This window comes from Salinimonas sediminis (assembly GCF_003429285.1).
Lineage (GTDB): Bacteria > Pseudomonadota > Gammaproteobacteria > Enterobacterales > Alteromonadaceae > Alteromonas > Alteromonas indica.
The window spans coordinates 4376699-4400000 of sequence record NZ_CP031769.1; the positions used below are offsets into that span (position 1 = coordinate 4376699).

Sequence of the window (23302 nt, forward strand, 5' to 3'; positions counted from 1 at the left end):
TCGCGATCTTGTGTGTTATCAACAGATCTAGACTGTTTCAAAAGGCAATAATGCCGTCAGATCAGCCTCTGTGTAGGGTGCCGTCTGATGCAATGTCTGCCCGTCTAAAACCGTCTCATAACACTGCTGATAGCCCTGAGCCATTTGCATATGCCCGAACCGCTCTTTAGCTACCTCGTGGCACATACGTCGGTTGTAGGGGCTCATATCAGCCATCGCCGCCGCCAGTTCTTCGGCATTAGTGGATAAGAAGCCCAGTTCAGGCTCACTGACAATCTCTGGAATAGCGCCGTAGGGCGTAGCAAACACCGGCGCACCTAAATACAAGCTCTCGGTATAGGCTAGCCCAAAAGGTTCGTGCCAGCGCACGGGTAACAGCAATCCTGCAGACTGGCGAATCAGATTATGTTTATGTTCCCCACCCACCATGCCTTTAAACGACACGTGGCGGTCAAAGTGAATGTACCCACCTTTGCCTAGCTTCATTCGCGGGCCGCCCAGCACCGCTAGTTTTGCTTTGGCCTGTTTCGCTATGGCGATAGCGCCAGACAGATTTTTAGTTGCGATACGGGCTTTACCTAAAAAGTGGAAATAATTCCCCCGAGGCGTAAAACAAGGTTCGCCATAGTCAGACCAATCTAAGCCGTTATACACATAACAATGGCCGTGGTGAATAGCAGCATGCTGGCGGGATAAGAAAACCGTATTAAGATGATACTGTTGTGGTCCACCCGCATTAAAGTGCTCGGTCACCACATAGGGTTTGCTAATCGGCTCGTCGGGGGCCCGGTGAAAATGTACGATGTCGGGCCAGTCGCCGATTAATGGGTTCAGGGCCTGGCCCTTTTTCGCCACAATCGTTCCTGCCGGCACCTGCGGGGCATCGCCCCATAAAAAACGAACTTCATGCCCCTGTGCTCTCTGGGCTTGGGCCAGGGACCAGATAACTCTTTGGGTACCACCGTATTTAGGCGGGGGTAACGACACCCTGGAAACCAAAACATGCAGAATTTTCATTGTGCAAACCTCAAGTACAGCCACTGGCTAAGCGTGATCATCATTAACGTTAAATAGACGTAGCAATAAGTCGATAGCGCCGAACATGATAAGGCCGGCGCACCGGCCCGGTTTAATCAAGAAACGGCGAACGTGGCCCGGTCAGGTTGATCAGCTGGCTAGGACGATTCAGCATTTGCCCACCATCGCGAGAAATCGGCACCCATGGGAAACGCCCACTCCCTTTTGCATGTTTCAGGACAAATAAATCCAGCGGCACGGAAATATAGAACCCTTTGGTAAAGCTTCCTTCCCCGTATTCTTCAGCCGAAGCATCGGTAAAGGCCGCGTAGGCGCCTACTACAATGCCACTGTCAAAGCGCTTAGCAAAGTTGATATTCACCCCTTTGTCTTTGGCCAAAAACTGGCCTGCGCTCACCGTAAACTGAGTTTCAGGTAAAATTTCAGGCCGCCAGTATGCTGTGGCAAAGCCGGTCACTGCTTTGTAATCAAACAAATCCCAATCGTTTTCGTAGGAACGCTGCTGGGCGTAGTTAATGTCGACCCCGAACGCAAAATTACTGTCGACCGGCCGGTAAAGCGCCTCTGCACCCACCCCGGCGAACATTGTTTCAAGGTATCCGCCATAGACCTGGGCATACCAGTCATCAGCGACTTTATCTACCCAGCGGGTATACAGGGTGTCAACGATGACATCTGAACGCGATATATACTCTCGCACATAGGTCCGAACCCTAGGCAAGGAAGACTCGGCACGGTCCAGCGTATAGTTAAATTTGTCATAGTTGTCGATCAGCGTGGCCCGTAAACTGCCAAAAACACCAAAGTTTTCATTTGCCGAATAATTACCACCTAAAATCAGCCCGCCCTGGTACAAATAAAAATCTTCAGGACCGCCAAAGCTTTGGGTATAGAAAAAGTCTGCTGAATAACCAAAACCGGTTACCCCGCTCGGGTTGTAATCCTGCAGATCTTTCTCGCTAGGGGTAGACCGGGTGTAAGTGTCTTCAATGTGCCGGTTAACCCCTTCGTAGCGGGCCACCGATTTAAACGATTGGGCATCAATAGAGGTAGTAGTCATCGGTAACCCGGCACTGGTTTCGACCAGTCGGTATTCTGTTACCTCTTCGGGCAGTTCGTCGGCCAGTACACGGCCTGCGCGCTCAGTAGCCTGCACAATATCACGATAGGCGGTTTGCTGGCCGTATACCGTAATTTTGTCGTCTTCTATACTAACATCATGTAATACCAGCCCCGCTTCAGCGCGTAATCCGCGTGATAGCGAGATACGATCAATTTGCTGCGGGTTTTGGGGCGGCTGGCTGGTCATCAAAGACCGCGGTGGCTGGTCTATTTTTACCTGCCTGAAAGTGTTCATATTAAAGTTATAGGTAATACCAAAGCCGACGGTATTACCGCGCTGGTAATTCAGGGTGAAGTCAAAGTTATTCCAACGATAAACTGCCGCCGCATTCCACCGGCTATCCTGGTCCAACCGTCCAGCCCGGTCTCGGGAATAATCATTTCCTTCGTATTCCAGCTTTAGCGTGAGTGGTTGCCAGGGCGTCTGGTATTCCAGCCCGCCAAACAGGGCGATGGGCCCTTTGAAAAATTGATCATAGTCAACCTCGCCCCCGTTGCCGCCAAAGCCGCCGGGACGTTCACAAAAACTATCCCGTACTTTACAAAACGGGTTGGTCAGGTCATCTGCGGTACCTAGGTAGCCCCACCCCATCCCCAGGTGCAAGTCAAATGGTCCCCAGGCTTTACTGGCTGAAACATGTTCGCTTTCAAAAAAACCGGTGCCGCCAATATCGCGAAACCCAACCGACACTTCAGGCAGGTAAAAACTTTCCTCAAGTAACCTGAATTTTACGTCCAATCCTTTGTCTTTCAGGGTCTGGTCGCCACTAAAGCTTTCTACATTACTGTATAAACGGGTTCGCACATCGGTATAGCGAGCCGTAGCTTCCATCCACGGAAACAACTGCAAGCTTACAGTCCAGAAACGATATTGGTCATTGTCGGTATAGTTAAGCGACAACTCACCTTCTTCGCGCATTCTTGAGGTCGGGGTTTGAATAAGCCCTGCGCCCCCCTGCACCATTTGTGAAGGCTTAACGGCCAACGTGTTAGTGGCTTGCTGAGCCACCGCAGGTGTTGCAAAAACACCAGCAATCAGTAACGAAAGGTATGTTGGTTTGCTTGTTATCATTACAGCACCCGGTTGACAGCAAGCTCCGCTACTTTCTGGTTTAGCTCAGACAGCGAAGGCGTAAGAAGATAAGAAAAAATAGGTACAAAAATCTGGCTACCAGGCATTACCTGAGTGTATTGCCGATTCCAGTACGCCGTATTCACGTTACGTAACCGGCCCGAGGGCTCAATAATATACACAAAATCCGGATCAGCATCGGCGCGTAGCTCAATAGCCTGGGTATATTGATAGGCACTTCCCGCGGGCTGATGTTTGTACGGCCCGGGAGTTTTTACCAAACCACTCAAATGTACCACCTCTGGCCGGGGGGTAAGAGTTAGCAGGTAATCACCTTCAAGCAACTTTGGATTTTGGCTAATGTTCAGTCGGGCCACGTCATAGTTCACTTTGAGCGGGACCCGTTTGGCCAGCTTCCAGCCTTCAATCTGCTGGCGCAACGCATGCAAACCAATAGCGCGATCATCGGTGGGTTCCAGCTCAATCGCCAGCTTATCAATTAACTCGATAACCTCGTTACGTTGTTCCTCAACACTTTCATCAACTATAAACAAGCCGGAAGCAGGCCAGTACCAATCTTGATTATGCGCCACCGGCGCTAAGGCATGCGCTAACCGCACTGGCTCTAAAAAGCGATACTGTTGGTTATTTATTTTAAGGTTAACCTGAGCACTGGTATTGACCGAAAATAAGATCAGCATTAACAGGGAAAAAATTCGCATTACAAGGTACTCCCTGCTGCTGATGTATGGCGGGCTGCACGGCTTAAATAGGTCATATCTATACGCGCCCCTTCAGGCATTAAGCGTACTGAAGCTTTAAGCAATTCACCGCTATTCTGGTCAACCCAGTATGTATTCGTCCAGGCGTTCGTGGTTTCGATAAAAGGTGTCGTTTTAGGGAACTGTAGGGTTTCTTCAATCCTTCGCGTATTGAACGAGTTGCCCAGCACCTCAATAGTTTCACTGCTTTTAACCTGCCAGTTACCGGTGACGGTAAGGCCATACCCTACCTCGGCAATATCCAGCTGTCGTTGCCAGCTAAAATCAATCATTCCTTTATCGGCCAATGGGTTAGCTGCCAAGTTGCTGGTATACAGCACATCGTTCGACATCCCTTCTGTTTGCACTATCACGCCTTGTTCGATCGTGAATATGGCATGGTCGGCAGAAACCCATTTGTTCTGCCCTTTTTCAATAAAGGCCAGCGCCATAACGACGGGCGGTCGCTCGCCGACGGTAACTTGCAATAAGTCAGCTTTGCTTTGCCTGACCTGCTCGATCGTGAGTGATTTTCGCTCGTTTGACTTAACCGCCAGCTTAAGAGTATCAAAGTAAGCCCGGTTAGTAGATGAACACGAGGAAAGCGCCAGGCATAGCACTATGCCAGTGAAAACATGCAAAGGATGAAATTTATTCATGAAGGAAATATGGTGTTCTTTTGGCTGTAACAGGTTTCGCGGAAACAAAAAAAGCCGCACCAGGCGGCTTTAATCTACAGAATCTATCGCTTACACAGATGGCGCGTAAGTGAATGTCACTGAAGTCATGGTAGTAGCAGTGCCAGTACCAGTAACAGTGCTAGTAGTACCTACACAGAAACCATCGGCATTCAGTTGGTCGTCACCTTCACAACCTGCGCCTGGCGCTACATCTTCGATATCAGCTGAACCACGGTTGTTGCTAACAACTGCCGCTAGTACACCTACAGCTACAACGCCAGTAGCGATTGTACCAGTAGTTAATGCACCTTCTGCACTGTCGGTAGAACCGCCAGCTTGATCTTGAGCTGTAGCAGAAAAAGCTAAGCCAGCACCGATCAATAATGAAACTAATGACTTTTTCATAATAATCCTTACAAAATTCCACCAACTTACTATGCTAAAGCATCAGGGCAACATTGGCCATACTTTAAACAAAGCTTCGTCGTATTTACTAAAAATCCATCCCAAGCAATCATAACAAAGCAGGTCAGAATTCGACTTTTATCAGTATAACTGGGGTTTGTCTTTACATCAATCCCCGTTGTGATAGTGAAACGGTTAAACCTTCGCCAACAACAAAATGATCCAGTACGCTGATATCCACCAGCGCCATAGCGGCGATCACCTGTTTGGTCAGCTTTATATCGGCCAAACTTGGCTCAGGATTACCCGAAGGGTGGTTATGGGCCAATATCACGGCCGCCGCATTTTCCTTTAGTGCCCGTTTTACCAGCTCTCGGGGGTACACGGCGGCGCTATTCACCGTGCCAAAAAACATCGGCCGGTATGCAATAAGCTGATGCTGACTATCCAACAAAAGCATGCCAAACACTTCCTGCTCTAACCCTTTAAATGACGCCAGCAGATAATGATGAACCTGATTGACATCGGTAAACACGTGCTCTCGCTGCAATGGTTCTTCTAGCATACGGCGTACCATTTCGCGGGCCGCCTGTAATTGCATATAGCGCACTATCCCTACACCCGCCTCGGCGCAAAAGTCTTCTGTGGTGGCGGTAAAAAGGTTACTGAAAGTAGTAAACTTTGCCATAAGCTGATGCGCCAACTGACAGGCATTTTGTCCCTGTCGGCCACTACCTAAAAATACTGCCAGTAACTCAGTATTACCCATGCTCTGCGCCCCATTAGCTAAAAGCTTGGCCCGGGGTTGCTCGCCAGTTGGCCAGTCTTGTATACGCATATATTATGACAACCAGGTATTTTCCATGCTCTTGTTATACGCTGGTATTGATGGCTATATAACTGAACTTTGTACGCGTTCGCAGCTAGAGCATCGAACTACCTATAGCTTGCGTAGCATGGTACGCTTATCTCTATCCATACGAGCCATTCTGTTAATCTATGCAGCTTCATAATAAAAACATTTTGCTGGCAATAAGCGGCGGCATAGCAGCTTATAAAACGCCTGATCTGGTGCGCAAACTCACCGCCCTTGGCGCGAATGTCAGAGTTGTACTGACCACCTCAGCGAAAGCGTTTGTCAGCCCGCTATCTTTACAAGCAGTATCAGGCAACCCAGTTCACGATAGTTTACTGGACCCAGCGGCGGAAGCCGCCATGGGCCATATTGAGCTGGCTAAGTGGGCCGATATTTTGCTGGTAGCCCCAGCTACCGCCAATATCATGGCGAAGCTGGCCCTCGGTATTGCCGACGACTTGCTTACTACCTTGTTTTTAGCCACCACCGCCAGGCTTTATCTGGCCCCCGCGATGAATCAACAAATGTGGCAAGCCCCTGCCACCCGCCGGAATTATGCTTTGCTTACCCAAATGGACGTCACCATGATTGGGCCGGCCAGTGGTGAGCAGGCTTGTGGTGATGTGGGCTATGGCCGCATGTCGCAACCTGAAGACATTGTGGCAGAGCTTGTGGGTGCCCAAGAGCACGTTACTTGTGGGGATTTTTCAGACAAAACCGTGCTGATTACTGCCGGCCCCACCCGGGAGGCGCTGGACCCGGTACGTTATATTACTAACCACAGTTCAGGCAAAATGGGTTATGCCATTGCCCAAGCTGCGCAACGTGCCGGCGCCAGGGTTATTCTGGTAAGCGGGCCCACACAGCTGGCCACGCCAGCAGGTGTAGAGCGTATAGATGTGACCAGTGCCCAGCAAATGCTGGAAACGGTTATGGCCCATGTTAAAAGTTGCGATATATTTATTGCTACAGCAGCGGTGGCCGACTACAGAGCCAGCCATATAAGCCAAAATAAGATAAAGAAAAAGGATGATGAGTTAACACTTACTTTTGTTAAAAACCCTGATATCCTTAAAGAGGTAGCGTGCTTGCCCACCCCACCGTTCACCGTGGGCTTTGCCGCAGAAAGCCAGAATGTAGAGCATTACGCACGCCAGAAACTCATTAATAAAAAACTGGATATTATTGCTGCGAATGATATTTCGAGGGAAGGTTTGGGCTTTAACAGCGACCAAAACGCCTTGCATGTTATTTGGGCTGATGGCGACAAACGCCTGGAACCACAAAATAAAAAGCACCTTGCCTGTGCGCTACTAACGGTCATTAATGACCGCTATAACAATAAGAAAACGTCATAATAACTGACTATCTGTCGATAAAGAGACGTGCAAAAAATTTATTGCCCTGTTGGGCATGTTCATCCATGGAACGGGCTTCGGTCCCAAAGCTTAGGAAACACTTTTGTTATGCCTGCTGTAAAAAAGACGAATCGCCGGGCTCAAATTCTTCAGGCACTGGCCGGAATGCTCGAATCCAGCCCGGGTCAACGCATCACCACCGCTAAGTTAGCGGAAAAAGTGGGAGTGTCGGAAGCGGCGTTATATCGCCACTTTCCCAGTAAAGCCCGCATGTTTGAAGGCCTGATAGAATTTATCGAAGATACGTTGTTTTCGCGTATCAATAAGATATTGAATGAAGAAAAAGACTCCAGCGCCCGCTGCCAGCTTATTTTGCATTTGCTCTTAGGCTTTGCTGAAAAAAACCCAGGGATTACCCGTATTTTGAACGGCGATGCCTTATTGGGCGAACAAGAACGTCTGCGGGCGCGGATAGCAAAGCTATTTGAGCGCCTTGAAACCCAGTTTAAACAAGTCCTACGGGAACGAAAGTTGCGTGAAGGCCGGGACTTATCGGCAGATGAAGCCGTATTGGCCAATATGTTTGTGTGTTATGTAGATGGACGTATCAATATGTTCATTCGCAGTGGGTTTACCCGTAAACCCACCGAACAGTTCTCTGAACATTGGGCTTGTTATAAGGCAATCTTCCTGTAGCCAGCTCTTTGATTAAGATAGAAAAATGCCCGGTTTTAGACCGGGCATTTTTGTTGGCGGTTTAAGCAATTTAACCGCCGATAACCACGTCGGGTTACTGACGATCTTTAGCGAAAGTTTCACCAAAAAAGTCGCCTTTATTCCACGTTGGCTTTTGCTGCTGAGTGGCCAGTGTATAGCCAATTTGAGCATTAACTTCTGCAAAGGTACGGGCCGCATCCCAGTTGAACTTCTGGTTCACATCATCGCTGGGTTTATGATAATTGGTAGATAAAAACTCACCAAATACCTTGCTACCATCTACATTAGGATCTTTTGATTTTAGGCCAGGAACCAAAAATACCGAGGGCACACCTTGCTTAACAAAAGCATAATGATCAGAGCGGGTAAATAATGCTTGTTCCGGCCATGGATCAGGGCTTAGTTCAATACCCGCATTTGCCGCAGCCTGCTCAACGGACGCTTTCATATCGCTATGACTGGCACCAAAGGCGATAACATCGGCAAATTCGTACGTTAAAATAGGCATATCCAGGTTTACGTCCGCCACCATGCTTGAAACCGGAACGGTGGGGTTATGGGCAAAGTAATCAGCTCCTAGCAAGCCTTTTTCTTCACCAGTAACTGACACAAACAGAATTGAGCGCTTCGGCTTTTGCTCCATCTGGCTGAATAAACGAGCCGTTTCCAACATCACCGCAGTGCCCGAGGCGTTATCCATTGCACCATTGTTGATATTGTCTTTTTTAACCGTTTTGGCAAAACCAATATGATCAGAATGAGCAGAAAATACCACATACTCATTTTTAAGTTCAGGATCTGAGCCTTCCAACGCCGCCACCACATTGGGGCTGGTGATCTGTGAATGCTGGCTTTGTTTGCTCATATTTACTTTACCTGGTAAAGCAAACCCTTTAGGTGATTTATCTTCTGCCAGTTGGGCATAGATGTCATCTAAGGATACCGGGGCATCAGCGAATAATTTGCGCGCCGCGCCTTCACTTAAATAGGCTGAGCCTTTCAACTGAGGGAACCGATTAGCCGGCTCGCCTTCACTGTCTATCCAGGCCAGACTGGGCGTATGGATATAGCTTAAACGCGACTGGTAAGGGCGAACTTTTTCATTGGTGGGCGTAGTGATAGAAATCATACCAATTGCGCCGTGGTCAACCGCATACTGGGCCTTTTGGCTACCCGAGGCTAAATGCGCTCCCATCTCGCTAGGGAAAGATTCCGGCTTACCAGATAAAATCACTACAATTTTGCCGTCGACGTCTATGTCTGCATAGTCGTTGTGGTCTAGCTCTTCAGCAATAATGCCATAGCCGGCAAAGACCATTTCGCCACTTAGCTGGCTTGTCTGATTCAATACATCAGGACCCGTCAGGTATTCTTTTGGATAGGCTAAAGCGGTTTCGCCTTCGTCGGTAGTTAATGTGAAAGAGGGCGATTCCTGCACCAGTGTGGCTTTGCGAAACGCCACTGGCTGCATATAGCCGTCGGTCCCCATTGGCTTTAGCCCATACTTGGCAAATTCGGTAGCAATATACAAAGAAGCAATATTATGCCCGCGCGACCCGGTATCCCGGCCTTCGAGTAAATCATCCGCTAAAAAGAACAGATGAGACTTGATGCGATTGGTGTCAGGTTCAAATGAAACCGCGTCGTTCCCCTGGCCAACAGCCACTGCGCTTAAAGCAGAAACCATAGCGCCTAATACAATTTTTTTTATCATAGTCGTTAGATGTTTTGGTGTAGTGGAAAAAAAGCAATGGTATACCAGCTAAGATGAATAACAAATGTTGCACTGCAGGTTTTCGTTATTTGCCGTAAACTTGCGATAACCAACGGCTAACTCCCCGTTAAAAGATAAAACGGTATTAAAGACCAGAAACAATACTAAGATCCTACATCAAAGTTGCCGGCTCAGTGGCCTGCGGTTAGCCCCTGCCCAAACACCACCGGGCAGGCACAGCATGACTGGGTATAATCAGCATCGCCGTGATGCCTGACCTGGCTATAATCGTACAAAGTGACCCAGAGGTTCGATCCCTGTATTTTTTTAGTTATGCCCCCATATTGGACAAACTTCAGCTAAGAACAGATAGAACAGGTGTAGTTATGAGTAATCCATTGCCCTTATACCGGGTACAGTTTGTGAGTAACGGCGAACGATACGAATTGTATGCTAAAGAAGTCAGCCAAGGCGGCTTGTTCGGGTTTATTGAAGTCGGCGACTTTGTGTGGAATACCCATTCCAGTGTGGTTGTAGACCCAAGCCACGAACGGCTGAAATCTGAATTTGCAGATGTGACAAGTACTTATGTTCCCATGCATAATGTGCTACGAATAGATGTTGTGAAAAAGCAGGGCGCCGCAAAAATCAGCAAACTATCCGATAAAGTTGCGGCGTTTCCTAATCCTATTTATACACCTAAAAAAGACTAGCCCGGCATCTACGTGTCCGGGCACTCCGGCCCGGAATAACGATTATGATAAAAAAAATCCGCGTGTTGCCCGGTATACTGGCAGCCCTGGTAACTCTCACCAGTATTGGTATTAACAGTAGCGCCCAGGCGCAATCTGCTGCCAGTAAAGAGCTCGACTCATTAGTCACCACTATTTGGGAATATGAAAGTAAGCTACAGCAATCCCGGCCGGCCGATATCTCGCCTGCCGCCCTCGCCAGCCAGCATGAGCAGTTTGCTCGTTACCTTAAGCAAATTAACCAAGTCCCCGTCGAGACACTCAGTGAAGAAGAAAAAATCACCTTGCTGATGCAGCGTTACCGACTTAAAAACGAAATAGACCAGTATGAATACGGTGCTTATAAAGTGCCACTCACCTCCGAATATGGCTTTCACAGCGCCTTGGCCACACTGCCACAAAGCACGCGTTTTTCTAGTATCGAAGACTATCGCAACTATCTGTCGCAGCTTGAACGGGTGGCAACAACTATTGATCAGAACATTGCTTATATGCAGCAAGGCCTTGATGAGGGTTACACCCAACCTAAAGCAGTCTTGCAAGGTTATGAAAAATCAGTAACCCCAATGCTGGTTAAGCGGACTGAGGAAAGTGTATTTTATCAGCCTTTTCATACCCTTCCCGCCCAGTTGGAAGCAACTGCCATAGCCCCGCTGCGCCAGCAGGCCAAACAGCTAATCGAGCAACAGATTATCCCCGCCTACCAGCGCTATTATGATTTTCTGGTGTCACAATATATACCCGGCGCTCGAGACTCTATCGCCGCGACGGACTGGCCGGATGGGAAAGCTTATTACCAAAACCGTATTGCCTACTATACCACTACCGAGATGACCGCCAGCGAGATTCACCAGCTCGGCTTAAAGGAAGTCAAACGCATCCGGGCACAAATGCAGACAATTGTTGATGAACTAAAATTCGACGGCGATATAGACCAGTTCATTCATTTTTTAAGAACTGATCCGCAGTTTTATGCCACCTCAGCCACCGCATTACTCAAACAAGCTGCCTATATAGCAAAACAAGCCGATGCCAGCCTGCCCGCGCTATTCGAGAAGCTCCCAAGCGTGCCTTACGGTGTGGCCCCTGTCCCGGACGATATCGCCCCCAAGTACACTACAGGACGCTACATTCACCCAGCCAACGACGCCCAGCCAGGTTATTACTGGGTAAATACTTATGCGTTGGATAAACGGCCTTTATATGCGCTTGCCGCGCTCACCCTGCACGAAGCCGTACCCGGACACCACTTGCAGATTTCGTTGGCCGACGAAATGGAAAATTTACCTGCCGTACGCCGTCAGACCTATATTTCAGCATTTGGTGAGGGTTGGGGTCTGTACGCCGAGTTTTTAGGCATTGAGGCCGGTATCTATACCACCGCGTACGATAACTTCGGGCGCTTAAGCTACGAAATGTGGCGGGCTTGCCGTTTAGTGGTGGATACCGGTATGCATATGTTTGGCTGGTCCCGGCAACAGGCTATTGATTACATGATGAAAAATACGGCGTTATCGGAGCATAATATTACCACCGAGGTGGACCGCTATATTTCCTGGCCAGCCCAGGCCTTGTCTTACAAAATAGGTGAAATCAAAATCAAACAACTACGGCGCCAAGCTGAACAGGCATTAGGCGATGAGTTTGATGTTCGCGAGTTTCATACCGCCGTGCTAGCCCATGGGTCCGTGCCATTGTTTGTATTGGAACAAAATATTAATACGTTTATTGATAATAAGAAAACAGGAAACCTTTGATGTTAGCGTTTGGTGTAGTGGGGATATTGGTCATTATTTTGATTTATTTTGTGATGCGGGCGCAAACCTTACAAAGAGAGGTCGCATTATCACGTAGCGGACTAAAAAATCAGACACAGCGGGCTACCCTAGCATTCAATAGCCTGACTCAGGTATGTCTGAAGCTACAACATATTTATACTGATAATATCGAAACCGCGTCCTCGAAAGGGCTTATTAGCTCAGCTCAATATCCTATTCTGGCCTTTCTAATGACCCACTTTGCAGAAATTGTGCTTGATTGCTACCAAGGGGGCAAAAATACTGAAGAAGCACTGACCCGGCTACTGGGGCCAGAGCAGGCCCTAACAATGGAAGATATTCGGCGTTTTATGCAAGAACAACCTAGTCAGATCCGCATGGCCTGGGCTAAAAATACGCCGGATGGTTTCATCAGTGCTTGTGAACAGATGTGTAACCAGGCTTTCGGCAAACCCCTGAAAGGGTCATAGAAAACCCGGCTCATTAAACAAAAATCGCTGTTAGGTAAGCCACTTAACAGCGATTTTTTTATCAGCTCTTGTCAGCTAAACTCGTTCACCTATAATACTGTATATACATACAGGTGAATTATGACTAACTCTACCCTACCTTTGACACAACATCCGGGTGTATGGCGGGCCAGTGAAGGCCGACATCAGGACACCACACAACGCCAAGATACTGGTTTTGCTGCGCTAAATACGGCTTTAGGCGGTGGCTTTCCGGCCAGTGGCCTGATCCGCTTACGCAGTTTGTGCGGGGTAGGTGAACTGAGCTTATTAAAAACGGTATTGGGGCAAAATAATAGCGAAAAACTGCTGGTTTTTATCAACCCACCCGGCCAAATTCATCAAGCCTGGCTACATCAAATGGCCATTAATCCGGCCAACGTTACCGTTGTGCACTGCCGCTCGGGCGATGAAGCGTTATGGGCTGCTGAACAATGTCTGAAAAGTGAGGCGTGCTATCAGGTATTGCTATGGCATGATGCAATCACCACTAAACAAGCCCGCCGCTTACAGGTAGCCTCGACTCAGCACCGGCTACGTTGCTTGCTATTTGAAAATAAACGGGTACAGCGTATAGCCCTGCCCCTGACACTGGATTTAGATATTCAGGCGGTAACGGGTGGCTTGCAAATAGACATTACCAAAAACCGGGGGGCCTGGCCTACCTCGGCTACCCAACTTATGTTTTGCTACACCCCCACTAACCAGGCTATTTACCGAGCCATGGACAATACCAGCGCCTTACACGCGTTGTCCCATATTGCGGGATAGCCAAATATGCTGTGGGCGTATTTCCATTACTATCAGCTTTTTCTGGATAATACCGAGATTACGGCGCCGCCGACGTCCTCTCAGGCGATAGTCGTTTATCAGGCAGCCAACAACCGTATTATGCAAGCCAACCAGGCCGCTCGGGAAGCAGGGATAACCCTGGGAATGGGCCTGGCTCAGGCTGGGGCATTGTGCCCACAATTGACTATTCTTGACTATCAGCAGGCTGATGAAACCCATCGCCTTACCGCCCTGGCTAACCGCTTATACCAACTGGTAGCTGATATCGTTCTGCTGCCCCCGAATGGTTTAGCGGTCCGTTTAGATCCCAGCATGAAATACTATGGGGGGCTGAGTTATTTATGGCAGGCGTTGAAAAATGAGATGACCGCGGCCCATGTCCATTTTTCGTATGCCACCGGCTGGAGCGTTGAAGCGGCGAAAGTGCTAGCCCTAAACGGTGCTAACCAGGTTTTTCAGCATAATAGCGCAATTAAACAGGCGCTGGCCAAATGCCCACTTGAACACACTGATTTAACGCAACAACAATGCTTTGCCTTACATCGGGTAGGCATTCGGGATATTGCGACCTTGTTGCAAATGCCGGTCACCGAACTGGGCAAACGCTTTGATAATTCGCTTATCCAGTATCTATGTGCCTTACGGGCCGAGGTGGTGCCCCGCTATGTTTATTATCATCCCGAGTCCCATTTTTTCAGTAGCCTGACACCGTCTTATGAAATAAGTGAAAATACCCGTTTACTGCCTTGGATGGCGCAGTTAATGGAAGAGTTTATGACGTATGCCCGGTTACGCAATAAGCTTTCCGCGTGCTTAGGCTTTGAATTACACTTTCGGGATGAACAGGCTTTATCTGTTTGTATTCAGTCTGCTACGCCCTTATACAAAAGCGCACAATGGCACAGCCTTATGCTATTGAAGCTGGAAACATTAACCTTACCTGCCCCGGTAATTCAGTTAAGCCTGACAGTGTCGGAACTAGAGGAACTAGAAGAACAGACCACCGACTTTTTTACTAACCGGGTCCATGTGTTTGCGCAAAAACAGTTATTGAGCAGACTGCAAACGCGCTTAGGTTGCGAGGCTGTCGGAGCGCCTATTAATGGTAATGACCATCGTCTGGACCAACACCAATCAGCTCTGTCGGCCCCTGGCGCTTTACCAGCTTATACGCTGCCCAGTATTTGTTTGTCACAGCTGCAACCCTTGTGTGCGGCCTCGCATATTGAACATGGCCCGATCCGGCTGCATACGGGTTGGTGGGATGGCAATATTCAAAAACGTGACTATTACATTGCCCGGGCCAGCGATGGCCGGCGCATGCACGTATTCAAAGATGCCGAGGGGAGCTGGTTTGTGCAGGGCTGGTATTGCTGATGTTTGCCGAACTGGTTTGTCAGACTAATTTTAGCTTTTTAACCGGCGCTTCTGAGCCAGAAGAGATGGTTTCTACTGCAGCTTTTTTAGGTTACCAGGCGCTGGCGATCACCGACGAGTGTTCGGTGGCCGGGGTAGTTCGAGCCTATGCTGAAATACGCCGCAACAGTTTGCCAATAAAGTTAGTTGTTGGTAGCCGTTTCAAGCTGGCGGATAGCCTTGAGGTGGTATTATTGTGTCCCGACAAACCAGCCTATGCTGAATTATGTCGCATTATTACCAATGCGCGGCGCCGTTCAGCCAAAGGCGAGTATCAGCTCGCTGAGTGGGATTTAAAAAGTATCCGGCATTGTTTGGTTATCTGGCTGCCGGGTACTTGCCGGCAAACTAATACCCACTGGGGACAATGGTTACATCGCTTTTTATTTTCGCGCAGCTGGATTGGTGCCAGCCGCCTACTAGATGGCCTGGATGAACAACGTTTTGCTGAAATTCAGTTTTTAGAACAGACCTTTAGTATGCCGGTGATGGCCACCTCGCAGGCATTGTTTCATCATAGTGATCGGCTACCTGTACAGCATGTTTTGCACGCGATACGGTGTAATACCACGGTGGCCGAGCTAGGCTTGAGCAGCCAGGCGAATGCCGAACGTACTTTACGCCCTTTGAATAAGCTGAATAAACTGTATCCACGTAAATGGCTGGAACAAAGTACGGTTATTGCTTCTCGCTGTCAGTTTTGTTTATCCCAACTGAAATATCAGTATCCGGCAGAGATTATTCCTGCAGGCTATAGTGCCCGACAGTTTTTACGCGAATGCGTTGAAGCCGGTATTCTCAAACGTTTTGGTGGTGAGCCCGAGCCCGCCATCCGCGCTATTATAGAAAAAGAACTTAGCCTGATTAGCGAGCAACATTATGAATATTTTTTTCTCACTATTTATGATGTGGTGCAATTTGCCCGACGCCAGCACATTTTATATCAAGGCCGGGGATCGGCGGCTAATTCGGTGGTGTGTTACTGCCTTGAAATTACGGCGGTAGATCCGCGCCAGATTGATGTTCTGTTCGAACGCTTCATCTCTAAAGAGCGTGATGAACCGCCCGATATTGATGTCGACTTTGAGCATGAACGTCGTGAAGAAGTTATTCAGTATATTTATAACAAGTACGGCAGAGAGCGTACCGCCCTGGCGGCTACCGTTATCTCGTTTCGCTTTAAAAGCGCGTTTAAAGCCGTAGGTAAAGCCTTAGGTTTTGCTGAGTCCCAACTTGATTATATTGTAAAAAACATTAATCGCCGCGATAAGGTTATGCCGTGGAAAAGCCAGTTAGCTGACCTGGGCTTGGATCCAACGGTATTAAAAGTCAAACAACTGGTTTATCTGGTGGAGCAGATTGTAGGGTTCCCCCGCCATTTATCGCAACACGTAGGCGGGTTTGTTATCTCTGCTGGTCCTTTGTATGAATTAGTGCCCGTCGAAAATGCTGCAATGGCCGAACGCACGGTTATCCAATGGGATAAAGATGATCTAGAAACACTGGGCTTACTGAAAGTCGATGTCCTGGCATTAGGTATGCTCACGGCTATCCGCAAGACATTCGATATTGTTAACCAGCATATGGATTCAACCTTATCTATTGCCCATATAACCGGCCTGGGTGATGACCGACAAGTTTACGATATGATCTGCGCAGCAGATACAGTGGGTGTATTTCAAATTGAATCCAGAGCACAAATGGGCATGTTGCCACGCCTTAAACCCAGAAAGTACTATGACCTTGTGGTGCAAATAGCCATTGTACGGCCCGGCCCTATTCAGGGCGATATGGTTCACCCCTATCTTAAACGTCGCCAGCATGGTGAAACCGTCAACTACCCTTCCGCTGAAGTAGAAAAGGTTTTGGAGCGGACTATGGGCGTTCCTATTTTTCAGGAACAGGTGATTCAGCTGGCTATGGTCGCAGCTGGTTTTACTGGAGGTGAAGCCGACCAACTCAGGCGCGCTATGGCCAGCTGGAAAAAAAACGGGCGGTTGAACCTGTTCAGAGAGAAGCTGGTTAACGGTATGCTGGACAAAGGGTACGCACCAGAGTTTGCTAATACCCTGTTTGATCAAATAAAAGGCTTTAGTGGCTATGGTTTTCCAGAATCCCATTCAGCCTCTTTTGCCGTGCTGGCCTATGTTTCATGCTGGTTAAAATTTTATTTCCCGGTAGAGTTTTATGTTGGGCTATTAAACAGTTGGCCTATGGGCTTTTATACACCTTCACAACTGGTGCAGGATGCCCAACAGCATGATATAGCAGTATTGCCAGTGTGTATTAATGCATCTACCTGGGATCATCAGATGGTATTTGTGGAACACCAAAAGGCAATAAGGTTGGGCTTTCGCCTGGTAAAAGGGGTCAGCGAGTTGAATCTGAATAAGTTGGTTTCTGTTCGCCCTACTACTGGCTTTAGCTCAGTTGACGAGGTGAAAAAACAACAATTATTACGTCACAACGAAATCTCCGCACTGGCCAGTGCAGATGCATTTAAAGGCTTAGCAGGTAACCGCTTTCAGGTGCGCTGGAACATAATGGATGGTCAAAGCGAGCTACCACTATTCGGTCAGGATACGCAGACAGAGTTATTCTCGCTGGCCCCTGATAATACTGAAAACCTGATTGAAGACTATGCTTCAACAGGCTTGTCGGTTTCGCATCATCCTATTGAATTGATTTATCAACAACCTCAGTTCAGACGAATTACGCTGGCAAAAGACCTTAAACAGGCGCCCAACCAATCAGTTGTACATATCCTGGGGTGCGTAACCTGCCGTCAAGCACCCGGTACTGCCTCTGGCGTTACCTTCCTTACGCTGGAAGACCATACAGGTAATACCAATGTAGTGGTTTGGCAAAGCACTGCCAGGCACCAGCAGCAAGCCTTCCTGAAAGCGACCATTTTACAAGTAGACGGTATTTTAGAGCGTTCACCTGAAGGGGTTATTCACGTTATTGCCGGTAAACTTACAGATTGTACTGATATTCTTGAGCAGTTGCGCGTGAGCGCCAGAGATTTTCATTAAACAAACATACTCTTTAGCGAACTTTTTTTGTATGCTAAAGCCTGAATAAACGATTTATCAGGTTTTTATGCGTATTCTGGCACTGATAACCTTACTTCTCTGCTCCCTTCCTACCTTAGCAAAGCATTATATTATCGGGGCGCAGAACATTCATTACTACCCGCATTATGACTTCCAGTCTTCTGTAGATAAAGGGCTGGGCTGGGCAATCCTTGAAGCCTACGCGAAATCGTCCGGCCATCAATTTAGTTATCATGCTATGCCGATAACGCGCCTGCAGCGAGAACTAAACAAAGGTAACGTAGATTTTATATACCCGGATAATCCCCAATGGTATGCGGGTACGGATGCTCAATATCCTAAAACGTATTCAGGACCTTTGGTGCGTACATTAGGAGGGACTATCGTTCGCCCCGCAGATGTGGGGAAAGGGGTGGCATATGTTAAGCGCCTGTCTTTTCCACTGGGCTTTTCCCCTGTCATCTGGCAGCCAAGGATAGATGCCGGGTTGTTGGACGTGGTGCCGGTTAACGATACTATGGCAGCGCTGGAACTATTACAGCGCGGACGAGTTGAGGCAGCGAACCTGGAATACAATGTAGTTCAGTATATTGCTTCAGTAACGCCTAATCTGGGGCCATTTATTATGGACACCTCATTACCCTATGTTGATGTAGGTTTTCGGCTTTCAACATTGAATCATCCCGAGCTGATTGCAGACTTAAATGTATTTCTCGCTGAAAATATCCCTCTCCTCCAACGGCTTTACCAGCAATATAAAATCAGTCCTCCGCCCGAAATCTTAGCGCAACTGGCCTCCACGTATTAATCATATTTGCCTTAACATTATTACCCACTTAACTCCCATCACGTGTAAATTCGTAGCGTCGCTATAAAGGGCTTTTCTCTGTTTTAACAGGTTATCTCCAGCAGCTTATCGGGGACTATCTCAGTCAAAATAAAAACTACACCGTGCAGTGTAAATTATACGCTACTAATATTACCAAATTACATAGTTAGCCTATACTTAATCGTTCATTACATAGATTTATTTATACATTTTAGGTATTTATAAACTTGGATCCCGGCTTGCTCTCAGGTTACGCACAACCACGAGGAGCAATCATGTTACGTCCACTCATTTTATTAATACTGCCTTTGATCTTATTGATTACGCCCGCAGCGCATGCTAATTCACAAGCGGTAGCTATTGATTACCTGCAGGGTTCTGATGATATAAAAGGCGTGCGATTAGCCTATCGTCCTTATACCCATCATTTAGTGAGTGACTGGTTTGGTGAAATTAGCCTGTATTGGGAGGCCAGCGTGAATGTATGGGAATATGGTGCGCAAAATACACATTCCAGTAATGTGGCATTTGCCCTATCGCCGGTGCTAATGAAAAGAATTGGTACCGTGGCAGATAGCTACCCGGTGTATTTAGAAGCGGGAATTGGCGCAAGCTTGGTAAATGATCGTGAGTTTGCTGGCAAAGATATTGGTTCACACTATCAATTTGAGGATCGGCTAGGTTTGGTAATGAGCCTTGATGAAGACGACAGTGCCCAGGTAAGCGTTAGATATATGCATTATTCAAATGCCGGGCTCAATGACGACAATCCGGGACTGGACTTTTTAAGCCTTTCTTATATTCATCATTTTTAGCAGACCATTTAGTCTGCTTAAGCACGAATAATTTTCAAAAAGTGCGTAAATATATTCCAATCTATACTACGGCGAAGAAGCGTTAATCTAGCTATACTACTGATTAATAATAATATATTGGTATACGGCACAGTTAATGAATATCTAATATCGAACTTATCCTCCGGTCAGCAGTTCCCACGGAGGCATGACAATGGAGATACAAATGAACAAATTAGCCCTAGCCGTTATTATTTCAGGCACGATGTCTACCGCTGCTTTTGCCAATCATCATATGGAAAAAATTGATAGCACGTTTAGCAGTCTGGACAGTAATAGTGACTCAATGGTATCGATGGATGAGGTGAAAGAAACCTCTATTTCGGACTATTTTTCTAAAATGGATAAGAACGGCGATAATTCGCTGTCAGAAAATGAATATATCACCTACTTACAAGATAGCCCTGAGTCGTTCTCAGAAGATGTGAAAAAACAGATTCACATGACACAAGCTGAAGTAGAAGCTGATATGGACAAAGTGGCGAAACAGTCTCGTGAAGACATGGACTATCGTCAAAAAAATGTTTCTGCGACCGTTGAAGAAGGCAGTTCAGAAATGACGCAGGGCATGCGTTCTGTTAATACAGAAGAGCATGCTATGCAGTCACATAAACAGGACTCTATGGACCATATGGAGCAAGACCGTGACGGCGATATTGCCCGTAGCAGTGAGCAAGCAGGCCAGCCTGAAGGCGATGTAGTAGCCCGTAATGAATTTGATATGCTTGATGAAAACGGTGATGGCCAGGTAACTGAAAAAGAAGCGTCAAACGCCGGCGTTAATGAAACTTTCAGTGATATGGACAGCAATGACGACAACATGATTACTCATCAAGAATACAGCGAGTATCGTAACTCAGAAGAAGCTGAAGAATAATTAGTCAGCATAATGCTAAAAAGGCCTGATATTATCAGGCCTTTTTTTAGGGCGGTAGACGCCCTGTAATATACGCATTTTTGCTATCAGAGTAGTGGGCTTTATTCTGGCTTGATTATTTGCGTTCCCTTTCGCTACTTGGCGTGCTATTTCTTAATAGCTGTTAGGGTTAACTCATCTTTAATTACTTCCTGGCTATAAACGTATTAGTGTTCGGTATATGGCATGATGCGCCACATACCCTAACATAAAACGTTCCATACCTTTTTCAGGCCATAGACGCGTGCTCTTTTGCTGCTTATGTTCTTTTATCTACTAGCTATCTTTATCCATCCATGTGCTATCTCGCTATGTGTGGCGTGAATCAGGCTAATCACCCTAGTCGGGATATCGTCATTTATGCGTTAGGTAGTAACCTTAATTAGTGCTTACCAACGTTAGCCTAAGCTATCTGCTTAATAGTAGGGAGAGGGCCTGCGGATGTAACTGGCACGCTATCGGTGTACTATTTGGCTAATGGGTTTGAGGTTAAATAAAGCATTGTTCCTTCGCCTACCACACTTTGTATTTTTTAGGCGACAGCACCAGGGCACACCCGTTTGCTTCACTACTTTAACTACCGGCCCGGGTCTAGCCATACGGCCTGGCGTTTACCATTTCACTCTAGACACGCTAGCGCTATTCCACACTAATCTGTCTGCTGCATTAACCGTTGAGTAGGCTTTTTACTTCGTTTTTTCTGCTAATGGCTATTCCTATTTTTGCTCTAGGCTGGCCTATTGGTAATTGGCCAGAGAGCCTTATAAAGCATATAAACATACACCATTTGGCCGGTAATGCGTTTGTTGCCGAAAATTCATTAAAATACGATCAAACATTCTCAAGTCCTTTGTAGCCATCTAATTAATCCGCAAAGATACCGTGAGTACAATAGCGGGATCGCCGTGGGTGATGGCAGCTGCGCTACACGTGGCGCTATCCTGATCCTTTATGCTTTATTTTGTCACCGCCACATAAAAGCCCCTGTCTTTCGACAAGGGCCTCTTCGTAGAACGGGACTGCTTCACAGCGAGTCGTAGCGGCTGTGCTACACAAAACACTATCCTGACCCTTTATGCTTTATTTTGTCACAGCCAAAAAAATCCCTGTTTTTCGACAAGAGCCTCTTCGTAGAACGGAACTGCTTCACAGCGAGTCGTGGCGGCTGTGCTACACAAAACACTATCCTGACCCTTATGCTTTATTTTGTCACAGCCACAAAAAAGCCCCTGTCTTTCGACAAGGGCTTCTTCGTAGAATAGGCCTGTTTCACAGCGAGTCGTGGCGGCTGTGCTACACAAAACACTATCCTGAACCTTATGCTTTATTTTGTCACGGCCACAAAAAAGCCCCTGTCTTTCGACAAGGGCTTCTTCGTAGAATGGGAGTCTGGCGGTGTGCTACTCTCACATGGGGAAACCCCACACTACCATCGCCGCTAATACGTTTCACTTCTGAGTTCGGAATGGGATCAGGTGGTGCCGTATCGCTATGGCCGCCAGACAAAAACTTTTTGTGCAGAATACGTTTTATATCCTGCGTAAGGAGGACCTGCTGTGCGCTTAAGCGCGCGGCCTGTCAGCCTTACTTTAAAACTTAACAATTCGGGAAATCTGATATTCAATCAATCATTGAGTAACGTTGCTACTCTCACTTATTTTAGCTTGTCTCTACCACAACCCGTCGCGCATGAAGCCGCTTAGGGTTGTATGGTTAAGCCTCTCGGGCAATTAGTACAGGTTAGCTTAACGCCTTACAACGCTTCCACACCCTGCCTATCAACGTTGTAGTCTACAACAACCCTTCCGGACTTTAAAAGTCAGGGATGACTCATCTTGGGTTCGGCTTCCCGCTTAGATGCTTTCAGCGGTTATCCGTTCCGAACGTAGCTACCGGGCAATGCTATTGGCATAACAACCCGAACACCAGCGGTTCGTCCACTCCGGTCCTCTCGTACTAGGAGCAGCTCCCCTCAATCATCCAACGCCCACACCAGATAGGGACCGAACTGTCTCACGACGTTCTAAACCCAGCTCGCGTACCACTTTAAATGGCGAACAGCCATACCCTTGGGACCGACTTCAGCCCCAGGATGTGATGAGCCGACATCGAGGTGCCAAACACCGCCGTCGATATGAACTCTTGGGCGGTATCAGCCTGTTATCCCCGGAGTACCTTTTATCCGTTGAGCGATGGCCCTTCCATACAGAACCACCGGATCACTATGACCTACTTTCGTACCTGCTCGACGTGTCTGTCTCGCAGTTAAGCTAGCTTATGCCATTGCACTAACCTCACGATGTCCGACCGTGATTAGCTAACCTTCGTGCTCCTCCGTTACTATTTGGGAGGAGACCGCCCCAGTCAAACTACCCACCAGACACTGTCCACAATCCCGATAAGGGACCTATGTTAGAACATCAAACATACCAGGGTGGTATTTCAAGGTCGGCTCCACGCAAACTGGCGTCTGCGATTCAAAGCCTCCCACCTATCCTACACAAGTAGGTTCAATGTTCAGTGCCAAGCTGTAGTAAAGGTTCACGGGGTCTTTCCGTCTAGGTGCGGGTACACAGCATCTTCACTGCGATTTCAATTTCACTGAGTCTCGGGTGGAGACAGCGTGGCCATGGTTACACCATTCGTGCAGGTCGGAACTTACCCGACAAGGAATTTC

General features: G+C 47.6%; 18 protein-coding genes and 2 rRNA genes (1 of these 20 only partly in view). 11 read left to right on the top strand and 9 right to left on the bottom strand.

What is annotated here, in order from left to right; translation table 11 throughout:
- Positions 1-27: 27 nt before the first annotated feature.
- From D0Y50_RS19140 to radC, 6 genes are all read right to left on the bottom strand, one after another.
- On the bottom strand, positions 28-1017 hold the full coding sequence (locus tag D0Y50_RS19140) for a glycosyltransferase (RefSeq protein WP_108569014.1): 990 nt from the start codon (positions 1015-1017) through the stop codon (positions 28-30).
- A gap of 112 nt (positions 1018-1129) precedes the next feature.
- Positions 1130-3232: a YjbH domain-containing protein gene (locus D0Y50_RS19145; RefSeq protein ID WP_117318526.1), complete on the bottom strand. Its 2103-nt coding sequence runs from the start codon at positions 3230-3232 to the stop codon at positions 1130-1132.
- Positions 3232-3954, bottom strand: a complete 723-nt coding sequence (locus D0Y50_RS19150; RefSeq protein WP_117318528.1) for a capsule biosynthesis GfcC family protein — start codon at positions 3952-3954, stop codon at positions 3232-3234. Before D0Y50_RS19150 ends, D0Y50_RS19145 begins: the two co-directional genes overlap by 1 nt.
- Positions 3954-4652, bottom strand: coding sequence for a YjbF family lipoprotein (locus D0Y50_RS19155; RefSeq protein ID WP_117318860.1), 699 nt, complete (start codon positions 4650-4652; stop codon positions 3954-3956). The genes D0Y50_RS19150 and D0Y50_RS19155 overlap by 1 nt, the downstream gene beginning before the upstream one ends.
- Before the next feature lie 90 nt (positions 4653-4742).
- Positions 4743-5078: a hypothetical protein gene (locus D0Y50_RS19160; RefSeq protein ID WP_108569017.1), complete on the bottom strand. Its 336-nt coding sequence runs from the start codon at positions 5076-5078 to the stop codon at positions 4743-4745.
- A gap of 163 nt (positions 5079-5241) precedes the next feature.
- Positions 5242-5916: a RadC family protein gene (radC, locus tag D0Y50_RS19165; protein ID WP_108569018.1), complete on the bottom strand. Its 675-nt coding sequence runs from the start codon at positions 5914-5916 to the stop codon at positions 5242-5244.
- A 161-nt stretch (positions 5917-6077) separates the two neighbouring features.
- Between radC and coaBC the strand changes: the two genes are divergently transcribed.
- Together coaBC and slmA are read left to right on the top strand one after the other, a co-directional pair.
- On the top strand, positions 6078-7292 hold the full coding sequence (coaBC, locus tag D0Y50_RS19170; protein ID WP_117318530.1) for a bifunctional phosphopantothenoylcysteine decarboxylase/phosphopantothenate--cysteine ligase CoaBC: 1215 nt from the start codon (positions 6078-6080) through the stop codon (positions 7290-7292).
- 108 nt (positions 7293-7400) lie between these two features.
- Positions 7401-7988 (top strand): nucleoid occlusion factor SlmA, encoded by a 588-nt coding sequence (gene slmA / locus D0Y50_RS19175; RefSeq protein WP_117318532.1) that lies wholly within the window; start codon positions 7401-7403, stop codon positions 7986-7988.
- Positions 7989-8082: 94 nt separating this feature from the next.
- Here the strand turns inward: slmA and D0Y50_RS19180 are convergent, their stop codons facing one another.
- Positions 8083-9696, bottom strand: coding sequence for a M28 family metallopeptidase (locus D0Y50_RS19180; protein ID WP_408640708.1), 1614 nt, complete (start codon positions 9694-9696; stop codon positions 8083-8085).
- A 413-nt stretch (positions 9697-10109) separates the two neighbouring features.
- Here D0Y50_RS19180 and D0Y50_RS19185 point away from each other — a divergent pair, with 413 nt between their 5' ends.
- The 9 genes from D0Y50_RS19185 (at position 10110) to D0Y50_RS19225 (ending at position 20586) form a co-directional block, all read left to right on the top strand.
- Positions 10110-10436: a DUF1820 family protein gene (locus D0Y50_RS19185; RefSeq protein WP_108569022.1), complete on the top strand. Its 327-nt coding sequence runs from the start codon at positions 10110-10112 to the stop codon at positions 10434-10436.
- A gap of 44 nt (positions 10437-10480) precedes the next feature.
- Positions 10481-12232: a DUF885 domain-containing protein gene (locus D0Y50_RS19190; RefSeq protein ID WP_117318536.1), complete on the top strand. Its 1752-nt coding sequence runs from the start codon at positions 10481-10483 to the stop codon at positions 12230-12232.
- A complete protein-coding gene (locus D0Y50_RS19195; RefSeq protein WP_117318538.1) occupies positions 12232-12723 on the top strand; it encodes a hypothetical protein in 492 nt (163 codons plus the stop codon). Before D0Y50_RS19190 ends, D0Y50_RS19195 begins: the two co-directional genes overlap by 1 nt.
- 120 nt (positions 12724-12843) lie before the next feature.
- A complete protein-coding gene (imuA, locus tag D0Y50_RS19200) occupies positions 12844-13533 on the top strand; it encodes a translesion DNA synthesis-associated protein ImuA (RefSeq protein ID WP_108569025.1) in 690 nt (229 codons plus the stop codon).
- Between the two features lie 6 nt (positions 13534-13539).
- On the top strand, positions 13540-14931 hold the full coding sequence (locus D0Y50_RS19205) for a Y-family DNA polymerase (protein ID WP_117318540.1): 1392 nt from the start codon (positions 13540-13542) through the stop codon (positions 14929-14931).
- Positions 14931-18005, top strand: a complete 3075-nt coding sequence (locus D0Y50_RS19210; RefSeq protein WP_117318542.1) for an error-prone DNA polymerase — start codon at positions 14931-14933, stop codon at positions 18003-18005. The genes D0Y50_RS19205 and D0Y50_RS19210 overlap by 1 nt, the downstream gene beginning before the upstream one ends.
- A gap of 67 nt (positions 18006-18072) precedes the next feature.
- Positions 18073-18834: a type 2 periplasmic-binding domain-containing protein gene (locus D0Y50_RS19215; protein WP_117318544.1), complete on the top strand. Its 762-nt coding sequence runs from the start codon at positions 18073-18075 to the stop codon at positions 18832-18834.
- Between the two features lie 296 nt (positions 18835-19130).
- A complete protein-coding gene (locus D0Y50_RS19220; RefSeq protein ID WP_108569029.1) occupies positions 19131-19670 on the top strand; it encodes an acyloxyacyl hydrolase in 540 nt (179 codons plus the stop codon).
- A 205-nt stretch (positions 19671-19875) separates the two neighbouring features.
- Positions 19876-20586 (top strand): hypothetical protein, encoded by a 711-nt coding sequence (locus D0Y50_RS19225; RefSeq protein WP_170145555.1) that lies wholly within the window; start codon positions 19876-19878, stop codon positions 20584-20586.
- 1426 nt (positions 20587-22012) lie between these two features.
- Here the strand turns inward: D0Y50_RS19225 and rrf are convergent.
- Both rrf and D0Y50_RS19235 read right to left on the bottom strand, forming a co-directional pair.
- A 5S ribosomal RNA gene (gene rrf, locus D0Y50_RS19230) occupies positions 22013-22128 on the bottom strand.
- A gap of 206 nt (positions 22129-22334) precedes the next feature.
- Positions 22335-23302 (bottom strand): 23S ribosomal RNA (locus D0Y50_RS19235) (it continues 2014 nt past the right edge of the window).

Excerpts from the sequence above, each read along its gene's own strand:
- coaBC (WP_117318530.1), top strand. The coding sequence starts at position 6,078 with ATGCAGCTTCATAATAAAAACATTTTGCTGGCAATAAGCGGCGGCATA.
- D0Y50_RS19150 (WP_117318528.1), bottom strand. The coding sequence starts at position 3,954 with ATGCGAATTTTTTCCCTGTTAATGCTGATCTTATTTTCGGTCAATACC.
- D0Y50_RS19160 (WP_108569017.1), bottom strand. The coding sequence starts at position 5,078 with ATGAAAAAGTCATTAGTTTCATTATTGATCGGTGCTGGCTTAGCTTTT.
- imuA (WP_108569025.1), top strand. The coding sequence starts at position 12,844 with ATGACTAACTCTACCCTACCTTTGACACAACATCCGGGTGTATGGCGG.
- D0Y50_RS19190 (WP_117318536.1), top strand. The coding sequence starts at position 10,481 with ATGATAAAAAAAATCCGCGTGTTGCCCGGTATACTGGCAGCCCTGGTA.
- D0Y50_RS19210 (WP_117318542.1), top strand. The coding sequence starts at position 14,931 with ATGTTTGCCGAACTGGTTTGTCAGACTAATTTTAGCTTTTTAACCGGC.
- D0Y50_RS19140 (WP_108569014.1), bottom strand. The coding sequence starts at position 1,017 with ATGAAAATTCTGCATGTTTTGGTTTCCAGGGTGTCGTTACCCCCGCCT.
- D0Y50_RS19215 (WP_117318544.1), top strand. The coding sequence starts at position 18,073 with ATGCGTATTCTGGCACTGATAACCTTACTTCTCTGCTCCCTTCCTACC.
- slmA (WP_117318532.1), top strand. The coding sequence starts at position 7,401 with ATGCCTGCTGTAAAAAAGACGAATCGCCGGGCTCAAATTCTTCAGGCA.
- D0Y50_RS19195 (WP_117318538.1), top strand. The coding sequence starts at position 12,232 with ATGTTAGCGTTTGGTGTAGTGGGGATATTGGTCATTATTTTGATTTAT.
- D0Y50_RS19155 (WP_117318860.1), bottom strand. The coding sequence starts at position 4,652 with ATGAATAAATTTCATCCTTTGCATGTTTTCACTGGCATAGTGCTATGC.
- radC (WP_108569018.1), bottom strand. The coding sequence starts at position 5,916 with ATGCGTATACAAGACTGGCCAACTGGCGAGCAACCCCGGGCCAAGCTT.
- D0Y50_RS19145 (WP_117318526.1), bottom strand. The coding sequence starts at position 3,232 with ATGATAACAAGCAAACCAACATACCTTTCGTTACTGATTGCTGGTGTT.
- D0Y50_RS19220 (WP_108569029.1), top strand. The coding sequence starts at position 19,131 with ATGTTACGTCCACTCATTTTATTAATACTGCCTTTGATCTTATTGATT.
- D0Y50_RS19185 (WP_108569022.1), top strand. The coding sequence starts at position 10,110 with ATGAGTAATCCATTGCCCTTATACCGGGTACAGTTTGTGAGTAACGGC.
- D0Y50_RS19225 (WP_170145555.1), top strand. The coding sequence starts at position 19,876 with ATGAACAAATTAGCCCTAGCCGTTATTATTTCAGGCACGATGTCTACC.
- D0Y50_RS19205 (WP_117318540.1), top strand. The coding sequence starts at position 13,540 with ATGCTGTGGGCGTATTTCCATTACTATCAGCTTTTTCTGGATAATACC.
- D0Y50_RS19180 (WP_408640708.1), bottom strand. The coding sequence starts at position 9,696 with ATGGTTTCTGCTTTAAGCGCAGTGGCTGTTGGCCAGGGGAACGACGCG.